The organism is Lysobacter sp. CC-YZS074, from assembly GCF_056739745.1.
The window spans coordinates 75,732-88,278 of record NZ_CP200301.1; the positions used below are offsets into that span (position 1 = coordinate 75,732).

9 protein-coding genes are annotated in these 12,547 nt (G+C 70.8%); 7 read left to right on the forward strand and 2 right to left on the reverse strand.

Annotation, left to right across the window (positions count from 1 at the left end; translation table 11 throughout):
• The first annotated feature begins 82 nt into the window (after window positions 1–82).
• The 6 genes from U8331_RS00340 (at window position 83) to U8331_RS00365 (ending at window position 8,270) form a co-directional block, all read left to right on the forward strand.
• Window positions 83–1,432, forward strand: a complete 1,350-nt coding sequence (locus tag U8331_RS00340; protein ID WP_481132855.1) for an AMP-binding protein — start codon at window positions 83–85, stop codon at window positions 1,430–1,432.
• 170 nt (window positions 1,433–1,602) lie between these two features.
• A complete protein-coding gene (locus U8331_RS00345) occupies window positions 1,603–1,872 on the forward strand; it encodes a GlsB/YeaQ/YmgE family stress response membrane protein (protein ID WP_412698890.1) in 270 nt (89 codons plus the stop codon).
• Between the two features lie 132 nt (window positions 1,873–2,004).
• Window positions 2,005–3,846: a DUF885 domain-containing protein gene (locus U8331_RS00350; protein ID WP_481131658.1), complete on the forward strand. Its 1,842-nt coding sequence runs from the start codon at window positions 2,005–2,007 to the stop codon at window positions 3,844–3,846.
• Window positions 3,847–4,213: 367 nt separating this feature from the next.
• On the forward strand, window positions 4,214–4,450 hold the full coding sequence (rpmB, locus tag U8331_RS00355; protein WP_036211982.1) for a 50S ribosomal protein L28: 237 nt from the start codon (window positions 4,214–4,216) through the stop codon (window positions 4,448–4,450).
• Window positions 4,451–4,460: 10 nt separating this feature from the next.
• On the forward strand, window positions 4,461–4,628 hold the full coding sequence (gene rpmG / locus U8331_RS00360) for a 50S ribosomal protein L33 (RefSeq protein WP_203225050.1): 168 nt from the start codon (window positions 4,461–4,463) through the stop codon (window positions 4,626–4,628).
• 189 nt (window positions 4,629–4,817) lie between these two features.
• Complete coding sequence (locus tag U8331_RS00365; protein ID WP_481131659.1) at window positions 4,818–8,270, forward strand: hybrid sensor histidine kinase/response regulator; 3,453 nt, start codon at window positions 4,818–4,820, stop codon at window positions 8,268–8,270.
• A gap of 29 nt (window positions 8,271–8,299) precedes the next feature.
• On the opposite strand, the gene U8331_RS00370 is transcribed toward U8331_RS00365, so the two are convergent.
• Together U8331_RS00370 and acs are read right to left on the reverse strand one after the other, a co-directional pair.
• The gene (locus U8331_RS00370; protein ID WP_481131660.1) at window positions 8,300–8,968 is read right to left on the reverse strand and encodes a response regulator; all 669 of its coding nucleotides are present in this window, start codon (window positions 8,966–8,968) and stop codon (window positions 8,300–8,302) included.
• 27 nt (window positions 8,969–8,995) lie between these two features.
• Window positions 8,996–10,948, reverse strand: coding sequence for an acetate--CoA ligase (gene acs, locus U8331_RS00375; RefSeq protein WP_481131661.1), 1,953 nt, complete (start codon window positions 10,946–10,948; stop codon window positions 8,996–8,998).
• Between the two features lie 213 nt (window positions 10,949–11,161).
• Between acs and U8331_RS00380 the strand changes: the two genes are divergently transcribed.
• The gene (locus tag U8331_RS00380) at window positions 11,162–12,547 is read left to right on the forward strand and encodes a DcaP family trimeric outer membrane transporter (protein WP_481131662.1); all 1,386 of its coding nucleotides are present in this window, start codon (window positions 11,162–11,164) and stop codon (window positions 12,545–12,547) included.

A 12,547-nucleotide genomic window follows, 5' to 3' on the forward strand; every position in this document is an offset into this window, starting at 1 on the left:
TGGCCTCCTGCGGGGCGGCCAGCGTAAGCTAATCGCAGGGGCGCGGCCTGGCCGCAGGAACAACAAAGCTATGTCTGCGGTTATCGACACCATTGCCGCGCCAGCGGTATCAGGCGCCCGTTCGGCGCTGGCCACCGGCGCCGCCGGGCGCGCGATCGCGTTCGACGCCCGGGGCGACATTTCCCTCGAGCGGTTCCAGCGCGAGGTCCGCGCGGTGGCCGCGATGCTTCCCGACGCGCCGTGGGCGATCAACCTGTGCGAGGACCGCTACCGGTTCCTGGTCGCGTTCTGCGCCGCCACCCTGCGTGGCCAGGTCACCCTGTTGCCGTCCTCGCGCGCGGCCGCGGTGGTCGACGACGTGCTGGCGCAGCACCCCGGCAGCTACTGCCTCGGCGACCACCCGCTCGACCCGCAGCCGCCGCACTACACCTGCCTGCCCGCGGCGTTGCCGCAGGCCGACGGCGGGCCGCTGGAGATCGCCGCCGACGCGCTGGTGGCGATCGGCTTCACCTCCGGCAGCACCGGCCAGCCGACCGCCAACCGTAAGCACTGGCACTCGTTCCAGCGCAGCACCGCGCAGAACCTCGCCGCCCTGGCCGACCTGCTCGACCGCCACGGCAGCACCCACGTCGTCGCCACCGTGCCGCCGCAGCACATGTACGGCATGGAGATGTCGGTGCTGCTGCCGCTGCTGGGGCCGGTGGCGGTGCACGGCGCACGGCCGTTCTTCCCCGGGGATGTCGCCCGCGCGCTGGCCGAGGCGGTCACCCCGCCGCTGCTCGTCACCACGCCGGTCCACCTGCGCGCGCTGGTCGAATCCGGCGTCGGCCTGCCGCCGCTGGCCGGCATCGTCTCGGCCACCGCGCCGCTGCCGGCCGAACTGGCGCAGGCCGCCGAGGCGCGCTTCGGCTGCGAAGTGCGCGAGGTGTTCGGTTCGACCGAGACCTGCGTGTTCGCCCGGCGACGCACCGCGCGGGAAACCGCTTGGACGCCATTGCCCGGCGTGCGCCTGGCACCGCAACCCGACGGCACCGCCGTGCACGCCCCGCACCTGGCCGAGCCGGTGGTGCTGGCCGACCTGGTCGAAGTGCTGCCCGACGGCCGCTTCGAGCTGCGCGGACGCAACGCCGACCTCTTGGAGATCGCCGGCAAGCGCGCCTCGCTGGCCGACCTGACCCGCAAACTGCTCGCCGTGCCGGGCGTGGTGGACGGCGTGGTGCTGCAGCTGGACGCCGGCGACGACACCGGGGTGCGTCGGATCGCGGCCCTCGCGGTGGCGCCGGGGTTGGACGAGGCCTCGCTGCTGGCGGCACTGCGGCGCCAGGTCGATCCGGTGTTCCTGCCGCGCCGCCTGCGCCTGGTCGAGGCCCTGCCGCGCAACGACACCGGCAAGCTGCCCCGCCACGCGCTGCTCGAGCTGCTGCGGAGCTGACTCCGGCCCGACAGGGCGCCCGGACGGCCCGGTAACGGCGGCGCGCAGGTGCCTCGGCGACGCCCGTTCATCCCTGACGTGCCCGTCACGCAAGGCTCTACAGACTGGCTCCGCCCCCAAGCAGGGGTGCGCTCTCACCCTCTGTAACGGACCAAGGAGATACGAACATGATGGGTATCATCATTTGGCTGATCGTTGGCGGCATCATCGGTTGGATTGCCAGCATGATCATGAAGACCGATGGCCAGCAGGGCATCTTCCTGAACATCGTCGTCGGCATCATCGGCGCGTTCCTGGGCGGCTGGATCGGCGGCATGCTCGGCCTGGGCGGCGACATCAACGACGGCGACTTCAGTCTGTCGGGCCTGCTGCTGTCACTGGTGGGCGCGATCGTCCTGCTGGCGATCGTCAACCTGTTCCGTCGCGGCCGCGTGCGCTGACACCGACGGACCGGAGATCGACCTGGGAAGGCCCGGCATCGCCGGGCCTTTTTTGTGTGCGAACGCCGGGCCGCGGCCGCCTGCCGGACTGCCCGGGTCCGGCAAAGGCGCGTGCGCCTGGACGATGCGAAGATGCCGGCTGCTTCCACTGCCGAGCCGCCCGTGAAGACTGTCCTTTCCGTCCTGATCGCCGCCCACCTCGCACTGGCCGCCGCGCCCGCCGCAGCCGCCGAACCTTCCGTCATCCACGCCAACGAATCCTCGCCCGCCGCCTCCGCCGCCGACCGGCGCTTCGAGGCGATCTACGAACGCGAGTGGACCTGGCGCAAGCAGCAGTTCGGCATGTCCGGCGAGGACAGCGAAGGCGACGCCGCCCGGCACAACCTGCCCTCGGTCGACGCCGCTAGCCAGGCTGCGCGGCTCGCCGTCTGGGAGCAGGTGCTCGCCGAGCTCGACGCGATCGACCCGGCCGCGCTGTCGCCGGAGAACCGGATCCACCTGGCGGTGTACCGCCCGCAGGTCGAGAACCTCGCCGCCGAGGTCCGGTTCCGCGGATACGAGATGCCGTTCAACTCCGACTCCTCGTTCTGGTCGAATCTGGGGTTCATGGCTCGCGGCGACTTCGACTCCGCCGAGGACTACCGCGCCTATATCGACCGCCTCGCCGACGTGCCGCGCTACTTCGACGAGCAGATCGCCAACATGCGCGCCGGGCTGGCACGCGGCTTCAGCGTGCCGCGCGCGGTGCTCGACGGCCGCGACGTGTCGATCGCGATGGTCGCCGAACTCGACGACCCGACCGAATCAGGCTTCTACACGCCGTTCGAGCGGATGCCGGCCAGCATCCCCGCGACCGAGCAGGAGGCGCTGCGCGCCGACCTGCGCGCCGTCATCGCCGAACGGGTGATCCCGGCGCACCGGACGCTGCTCACCTTCTTCCGCGAGGAATACGTCCCCGGCGCACGCACCACCCTCGGCGCGTCGGAGATGCCCGGCGGCGAGGCCTGGTACCGCCAGCAGATCCGCGAATACACCACGCTCGAGCTGACCCCTGACGAGATCCACCGGATCGGGCTGGACGAGGTCGCGCGGATCCAGGCGCAGATGGACGCGGTGATCGCGGAAGTCGGGTTCGAAGGCAGCTTCGCCGAGTTCCTGCACTTCCTGCGCACCGACCCGCAGTTCTACGCCAGGACCCCGCAGGAGCTGCTCAACCACGCCGCCTGGATCGCCAAGCGGATCGACGCGGTGGTCGGCGACTACATCGGCACCCTGCCGCGCGCGCGCTTCACCATCGTGCCGGTGCCGCCGGAAATCGCGCCGTTCTGGACCGCCGGCCGCGGCGGCAACCACACCTACTGGCTCAACACCTACGACCTGCCCTCGCGCCCGCTGTACAACCTGCCGGCGCTGACCCTGCACGAGGCCTCGCCCGGCCACGCGCTGCAGGGCGCGCTGGCCGAGGAGCAGGACGCGCTGCCGGACTTCCGCCGCGAGACCTACATCTCCGCGTTCGGCGAGGGCTGGGGGCTGTACGTCGAGAAGCTCGGCGAGGAGATGGGCATCTACGAGACGCCGTACCAGCAGTTCGGCCGCCTCACCTACGAGATGTGGCGCGCCTGCCGGCTGGTGATCGACACCGGCGTGCATGCCAAGGGCTGGACGCGCGAACAGGCCTTGGCCTACCTGCGCGACCACACGGCGCTGAGCGAGCACGAGGTCACCACCGAGGTCGACCGCTACATCTCGTGGCCGGCGCAGGCGCTGAGCTACAAGCTCGGCGAACTGGCGATCGTGCGCCTGCGCGGCGAGGCCGAGCAGGCGCTGGGTGCGGATTTCGACATCAAGGCGTTCCACGACATGGTGCTGGCACTGGGCTCGGTGCCGCTGCCGGTGCTGGAGACGCAGGTGCGGGCGTTCATCGCTGAACGTGCCGCGGACGTGGAGAAGCGGGACGCGGCGGTCGCGGGTTGATCGCCGGCATTTGATAAAGCGGGCTTTGCCGTGACCGTGGAGCCGATCGTTGGCGCGCTGCGGAAGTCGGGGTGCGGGGGTGGTGCTGCACCCCTCGGTCAGGGCGTCCTGCCCTGACTCGGGGCCGCAGCGCCCCTTGCCTGCGGAGGGAAAACCAGAGACAATGCCCGGCTCGCTGTGTTCAGCCGCGCCGCAGGGGCCGGCAAGGCGGCCCTCCGGAAGCGCGATTCCGGCCCGCCGGTTCCAGCAACCGCCCCCGTGGCGGGCTCCACCACCCGCATCGCGCGCCGAACACGGACGTCCGTGGCCTCGGCGGGGCCGCCGCCTCCCTGGCCAAGGGAAGCCCCAACTACCTTTCGAGGTGCGTATGTCCCGTGTATGCCAAGTAACCGGCAAGCGAACGACGACCGGCAACAACGTCTCGCACGCCATGAACAAGACCCGCCGCCGCTTCATGCCCAACCTGCACGAGCGCCGGTTCTGGGTGGCCAGCGAGAACCGCTGGATCAAGCTGCGTGTTTCCACCAAGGCCCTGCGCACCATCGACAAGAACGGCATCGACGCCGTCCTCGCCGATCTCCGCGCCCGCGGCGAAAAGATCTGAGGAGGACTGAATCATGGCAGGCAAGCGCGACAAGATCCGCATGATTTCTTCGGCCGGTACCGGTCACTTCTACACCACCGACAAGAACAAGAAGAACACGCCGAACAAGATGGAGATGAAGAAGTACGATCCCGTCGTTCGCAAGCACGTGATGTACAAGGAAGGCAAGATCAAGTAAGCCTCCGGTTCTGTCGGAACCACGAAAAGCCCGCCCATCCGGCGGGCTTTTTCGTTTTGTGGCCGGGATGCTTCGGTGCCGGATACCCACCGGCTGCGACCAAAGCCGCAATCCCTCGCCGCCGGGCTCGCCCGTACACTCGGCGGGCAACCCCGGTGAAGGGGCACGGGAACGGGTGGACCCACACGCATGATCCCCGGCTGGGTACTGCTGCTGGTTTCGGCCGGCTACGTCGGCGTACTGTTCGCGGTCGCCCACTACGGCGACCGGCGCACCCCGCGCGCGGACGGACCGGGCTGGATGCGGCCGGCGGTGTACTCGCTGGCGCTGGCGGTGTACTGCTCGTCGTGGACGTTCTACGGCGCGGTCGGCACCGCCGCGCGCAACGGCTTGGGCTTCCTGCCGATCTACCTCGGGCCGCTGCTGGTGCTGGTGTTCGGCTGGCGCATCCTCGAGCGACTGGTGCTGGTGTCGGGCGAGCAGCGGATCGTTTCGATCGCCGACTTCCTGTCCTCCCGCTACGGCCGTGCGCCGGGGTTGGCCGCCCTGGTCGCGGCGCTCGCGCTGATCGCGGCAGTGCCCTACGTCGCGCTGCAGTTCAAGGCGGTGGCGATGAGCGTGGAAGTGCTCGCCGGCGCATCCGCGGACACCGGGCTGTTCGCCGACCCCGCGTTCTACACCGCGCTGCTGCTGTCGGTGTTCGCGATCCTGTTCGGCACCCGCCGGATCGACGCGACCGAGCACCACCACGGCATGGTGCTGGCGGTCGCGCTGGAGTCGCTGGTCAAACTGGTCGCGTTCGTGGCGATCGGCGTGTTCGCGCTGGTGCACCTGCCCGGCACCGGCGGGCTGGCCGACCGGATCGTGCAGGGCGCGGCGGTGGTGGTCATGCCGGACCTGCCGACCGGCTTCGTCGCCCAGACTCTGATCGCGTTCACCGCGCTGCTGTGCCTGCCACGGCAGTTCCACGTGGCGGTGGTCGAATGCCAGAACCCCGCCGACGTGCGCACCGCGCGCTGGCTGTTCGGCGGTTACCTGGCGCTGATCAGCGTGCTGGTGGTGCCGATCAGCCTGGCCGGGCAGGCGGTGCTCGGCGGCACCGGGGCGTCGCCGGACACCTACGTGCTGGCGCTGCCGCTCGCGCTCGACCAGCCGATGCTGGCGATGATGGTGTACGTCGGCGGCTTCTCGGCGGCGACCGGGATGGTGATCGTCGCCAGCGTCGCGCTCGCCACCATGGTCAGCAACGACCTGGTCATGCCGGCGCTGCTGCGCGGCGGCGCACTGCACGACAACGTGCTGCGCGAGAAGGGCGGCATCGAGCGCCAGGTGGTGTGGGTACGTCGGGCGACGATCCTGGCGCTGGCGATGATGGCCTACGCCTACCACCGCGGCGGCGTCGCCGAGGAAACCCTCGCCCAGCATGGCCTGCTGGCGTTCGCCGCGGTCGCCCAGTTCGCCCCGGCGTTGCTGGCCGGGCTGTACTGGCGCGGGGCGAGCCGCGCCGGCGCGATGGCCGGGCTGGTCGCCGGCTCGCTCACCTGGGGATTCACCCTGCTGCTGCCGGCGCTGTCGCGCGGTGGCTGGGTCGACGGCCGCTGGCTGGTGCACGGCCTGTTCGACCTCAACTGGCTGCGGCCCGAGCAGCTGTTCGGCCTGGAAGGCTGGGACCGGCTGACCCACGGCGTGTTCTGGTCGCTGCTGGCCAATGCCGGCCTGCTGGTGCTCGTCTCGCTCCGGCAACGACCGCGCCTGCACGACCAGCTGCTGGCGGCGCCGTTCCTCGACCCCTACGTTCAGCGCCCGCCACTGGGCCCGGGCGGCTGGGCCGGCAACGTCCGCGGTGGCGAGCTGCTGACCCTGGCCGAACGCATCGTCGGCGAGCGCCATGCCCGCCGTGCGTTCGAGGACCACGCGCGCCAGCAGGGTCGCGGCTGGGACCCGTCGCAGCCGGCCGACCGCGCGCTCGCGCAGTTCACCGAACGCCTGCTCGCCGCCGCCATCGGCGCCGCCTCCGCCCGCCTGACCCTGACCAGCGCGCTGCGCGGCACCGGCATGGAACTCGGCGAAGTGGTCGCCCTGCTCGACGAGGCCAACCAGGAGCTGCGCTTCAACCGGCAGGTACTGTCGACCACGCTGGAGAACATCAGCCAAGGCGTCAGCGTGGTCGATCCCGAGATGCGGCTGGTGTTCTGGAACCGGCGCTACCAGGCGCTGTTCGGCTACCCCGACGGCATGCTCTACGTCGGCCGCCCGGTCGCCGACCTGATCCGCTGGAACGCCCAGCGCGGTGAGATGGGCGCGGGCGATGTCGAGGAGCAGGTCGAACGGCGCCTGCAGCACCTGCGCACGGGCAGCCCGCACGTGTTCGAGCGGGTGCGCGCCAGCGGCCAGGTCATCGAGATGCGCGGGCAGCCGCTGGCCGGCGGCGGCTACGCCACCAGCTACAGCGACGTCACCGAGTACAAGCGCTCCGAACAGGCGCTGCGCGAGATCAACGAAACCCTCGAGCAGCGCGTCGAGCAGCGCACGCGCGAAGCCGAGGCGGCGCAGCAGTCGAAGACGCGCTTCCTCGCCGCGGTCAGCCACGACGTACTGCAGCCGCTCAATGCCGCGCGGCTGTTCACCTCCGCGCTGCGCGAGGCCGGCGAGGCCGGCGAGCAGGCGCGACTGGCCGAGCGTGTCGACGCCTCGCTGCGCGCGGCCGAGGACCTGCTCGACGGCCTGCTCGACATCTCCCGGCTGGACGCCGGCCAGCTGCGCCCGGAGCCGACCGACTTCGACGTGGGCGAGCTCCTGCGCGAACTCGCCGCCCAGTACGCACCGGGAGCGCAGGGCCGTGGTCTGCAGTTGCGTCTTCGCCTGCCCGATGCCGCGTTGCCGGTGCGCAGCGACCGCCGCCTGCTGCGCCGTGCACTGCAGAATTTCCTCGCCAACGCGCTGCGCTACACCCGACGTGGCGGCGTGTTGCTCGCGGCCCGCCCGCGCGGGGGCGCGGTGGAACTGCAGGTATGGGACACCGGTCCGGGCATCCCCGCCCACCATCTGGAGCAGATCTTCGACGAGTTCCGCCGCTTCGAGCGGCCCGGCAGCGACGGCGAACGCGGGCTCGGCCTGGGCCTGTCGATCTGCCAGCGCATCGCCCGCACCCTCGGCCATCCGCTCGCGGTGCGCTCGCGCGTGGGCGCCGGCAGTGTGTTCGCGATTTCGGTGCCGTGCGCGCGTGCGCAGCTGGTCAACGGCCCGGTGACGCAGGAGGTGCGCATCGCCGATTCGGTCGCCGGCCTGCGCGTGCTCTGCGTCGACAACGACCGCGAAATCCTCGATGGCATGCGCGCGCTGCTGCAGCGCTGGCAGGCGACGCCGCTGCTGGCGGCCACGGTCGACGAGGCGCTGGCGCTCGCCGGCCGGTCACCCGACGTGGCGCTGGTCGACTACCACCTGCACGACCGCCTGGACGGCCTTGGCGTGGTCGACGCGCTGCGTGAACGCTGCCGCCGCGACCTGCCCGCCGCGCTGTTGACCGGCGACGGCAGCGACGCGGTCAAGCACGCGGCGCGCGAACACGGCTGCCGGGTGCTGACCAAGCCGGTCAAGCCGGCCTCGCTGCGCGCCTTCCTCGCGGCGCAGCGGCACGGCTGACGCGCCGCTCACCGGCGATTGCGCCGCCGTCAGTCGCCCTCTTCGGGCGGCGGCACGATCGCACCCGGGTCCAGCGCGAGGCGGCCGGCAATCAGCACCGCCTGGGTGCGGTTGCTGGCACCGAGCTTGCGCAGGATCGCGGTGACGTGCGCCTTCACCGTCGCCTCCGACACGCCGATTTCGTAGGCGACCTGCTTGTTGAGCAGGCCGGCACCGAGCATCTGCAGGACGCGGAACTGTTGCGGGGTGAGATCGCGCAGCCGGCGCGCGGCGTCGTGTTCGCCGGGGTCGGCCGCCGGTGCGTCCAGCGCGGCCGCCGGCGCCCAGCGATCGCCGGCAAGCACGCGGGCGATCGCTTCGCCCAGGGTTTCGGCATCGGCCGACTTGGGGATGAAGCCGACCGCGCCGTGGTCGAGCGCGCGCCGCATCACCGCCGGCTCCTCGCGCGCGGACACCACCACCACCGGCAGTTGCGGATGCAGCGCGCGCAGATGCACCAGCGCGCTGAAACCCTGCGCGCCGGGCATGGTGAGGTCGAGCAGCAGCAGGTCGGCGTCGGGTTCGGCGTCCACCAGCGTGTAGAGCGCGGCGACGCTGTCGGCCTCGCGCAGCCGGGCGCCGGGCAGCACCCGCGCGACCGCCCCGCGCAGGGCCTCGCGGAACAGCGGATGGTCGTCGGCGATCAGCAGCGTGGGCATGGCCGCAGTGTGCCCAGGTCGGGCCGCCTATGCGCCCCGCCGTTCGTTGACCAGGCGCTCGACCACGGACGGGTCGGCCAGCGTGCTGGTGTCGCCGAGCTGGTCGGGCGCATTCTCCGCGATCTTGCGCAGGATCCGCCGCATGATCTTGCCCGAGCGCGTCTTCGGCAGGCTGGGCGCCCACTGCAGGTGGTCAGGGGTGGCGATCGGCCCGATTTCGGCGCGCACGTGGCGCACCAGCTCGGCACGCAGTTCATCACTGCTGGCTTCGCCGGCGACCAGCGTCACGTAGGCGTAGATGCCCTGTCCCTTGACGTCGTGCGGGAACCCGACCACCGCCGCCTCGGCCACCTTCGGGTGCGACACCAGCGCGCTCTCGACCTCGGCGGTGCCGATGCGGTGGCCGCTGACGTTGATCACGTCGTCGACCCGGCCGGTGATCCAGTAGTCGCCGTCGGCATCGCGGCGGCAGCCGTCGCCGCTGAAATAGCGTCCCGGGTAGGTGCGGAAGTAGGTGTCGATGAAGCGCTGGTGGTCGCCGTAGACCGTACGCATCTGGCCCGGCCACGAGTCCTTGATCACCAGGTTGCCGGCCGCCTCGCCTTCGAGCTCGTGCCCGTTGGGATCGACCAGCGCCGGCTGCACGCCGAAGAACGGCCGCGTCGCCGAGCCCGGCTTGAGGTCGGTCGCGCCCGGCAGCGGGCTGATCATGATTCCGCCGGTCTCGGTCTGCCACCAGGTGTCGACCACCGGGCAGCGCGAATCGCCGACCACTTCGAAGTACCAGCGCCACGCCTCCGGATTGATCGGTTCGCCGACGCTGCCCAGCAGCCGCAGCGAAGCGCGCGAGGTCGACTTCACCGGTTCGTCGCCCTCGCGCATCAGCGCGCGGATCGCGGTCGGCGCGGTGTAGAAGATCGTGACCCGGTGCTTGTCGATCACCTGCCAGAAGCGCGAGCTGTCCGGGTGGTTCGGCACGCCTTCGAACACCAGCGCCGTCGCGCCGTTGGCCAGCGGCCCGTAGACGATGTAGCTGTGGCCGGTGACCCAGCCGACGTCGGCGGTGCACCAGTAGACGTCGTCCTCGCGCAGGTCGAACACCGCCTCGTGGGTGTAGGCGCAGTACACCAGATAGCCGGCGGTGGTGTGCAGCACGCCCTTGGGTTTGCCGGTGCTGCCGGAGGTGTAGAGGATGAACAGCGGGTCCTCGGCGTTCATGCGCTCGGGCTCGCACTGCGCCGGCTGGCCGTCGACCACGGCATCGAACCAGCGGTCGCGCGGCATCTGCATGTCGACCGCGGCGCCGGTGTGGCGCACCACGAGTACCGTTTCTACCGAGTTGGTGCCTGGCAGCCCGAGCGCGGCGTCGACGTTGGCCTTGAGCGGGATGCGCTTGCCGCCGCGCAGGCCCTCGTCGGCGGTGATGATGAGCTTGCTGCCGCAGTCGGCGACGCGGTCGGCGATCGAGTTCGGGGCGAAGCCGCCGAACACGACCGAATGGACCGCACCGATGCGCGCACACGCCAGCATCGAGACCACCGCCTCGGGAATCATCGGCAGGTAGATCGTGACCCGGTCGCCCTTCTCCACCCCGAGCGCGCGCAGGGCGTTGGCGGCCCGGCACACGCGGGCGTGCAGGTCGCGGTAGCTGATGTTCTCCGCCGCGCCCTCGGGGTCGTCGGGCTCGAACACGATCGCGGTCTTGTCGCCACGCCCGGCAAGGTGGCGGTCCAGGCAGTTGACGCTGGCGTTGAGCTCGCCGTCGGCGTACCAGCGGATGCGGAAATCGTGCAGGTCGAAGCTGGTGTCTTTGATGACGGTCGGCGCCTTCAGCCAGTCCAGCCGCTCGCCGATGCGTCCCCAGAAAACGTCAGGCTGCGCCACCGATTCCGCGTAGAGGCGCTCGTACTCGTCCCGTGTCACGCGCGCGTTGGCGGCGAAGGCGGAATCGACCGGATGGACGGTGGGGGTCGGGTTCATGGCGCACTCCAGGGACGGTGACCGGGTCGCGGCACGTCGTGGTCGCCGCCGGGCCAGTGTGCCGCATCCGCCCCCGCGCCCGCGCCGCCGCCGGTCTTAGACGATGGTCGTAAGCCGGCGCGTCATTCGACCAATGGCGAATGGTGGTGCACTGCGATGTCACCGCAGGCTCGGCCGGTCCGTGCATCCGCATGGCATCGGGAGGGAGCCAGAATGTCCACGAGTACTGCCTTGCCGCGCAGTCACGCGATCCGCAGACGCCCGCTCGCCGCGGCGCTGCTGGTCGCCCTGACGCTGCCCGGGATGGCCTTCGCCCAGAGCGCGAAGGAAATCGAACTGGAGGCGCGCGTCGCCGAACTGGAACGCATGGTCCAGCAACTGGTCGCCGAGCGTGAGGCGGTGCCGATGACCGCTGCGCCGGCACCGGTGACGCCGGCCATCTCGGCCGCTCCGGCCATCGTGCAGACAACGCCGATCCTGCCGACCGCCAACCCGGGGACCCGCTTCAGCTTCGGCGGCTTTATCAAGATGGATTCGTCGGTCACCCGGACCAACGACGGCGACATCGCCGACGGCACGGTGGGCCGCACGTTCTACGTACCCAAGACCATCCCGGTCGGCGGCGGCGCCACCGCCGAGAGCGGCGCCGACACCGACATGGGCGTGCACTACTCGCGCTTCTGGCTCGGCACCGACACCGACCTCGATGGCGGCGACAAGCTCAAGTCCTACTTCGAACTCGACCTCTACGGCGGCGGCAGCACCGCGTTCACCGGCAACGAAGCGGCCACCAACACCTACGCGGTCACCCTGCGCCACGCCTACGTGCAGTGGAACAACTGGCTGGCCGGCCAGACCTGGTCGAACTTCCAGGACGCCGCGGCGCTGCCGGACGCGGTCGACTTCGTCGGCCCGACCGAAGGCACGGTGTTCGTGCGCCAGGCCCAGCTGCGCTACACCAACGGCCCGTTCTCGTTCTCGGTCGAAAACCCCGAGACCATGCTCACCCCGTACCAGGGCGGCATGGCGGCGGTGGCCAGCGACGACGGCGCGGTGCCGGACTTCACCGCCCGCTACACCGCCAAGGGCGACTGGGGCCACTTCGGCATTGCCGGCCTGGCGCGCCAGCTGAAGTACCAGAACGGGCCGCTCGGCATCAGCGAGGACGGCAGCGGCTTCGGTGTCAGCGCGTCGGGCCGGTTCAACGTCGGTGCCAGCGACGACTTCCGCTACATGGTCACCGCCGGCAGCGGCATCGGCCGCTACGTCGGCCTGGCGCTCAACAACGACGCCGTGCTCGCCGAGGACTTCGGCATCAAGAACATCGACGTGGTCTCCGGCTTCGCCGCCTGGCGCCATGTCTTCAGTCCGAAGCTGCGCGGCAGCGTCTTCTATTCGTTCGCCGAATACGACAACCCGGTCGAGCTGACCGGGCTGGGTATCACCCGCGCCGCGTCTTCCGCACACGCCAATCTGATCTACACCGTGCTGCCCAAGCTGGAGGTCGGCGCCGAGCTGATCTGGGGCAAACGCGAGCTCGAGAACGGCGATGCGGGCGAGCTCAACCGCCTGCAGACCCACGTCAAGTACAGCTTCTAG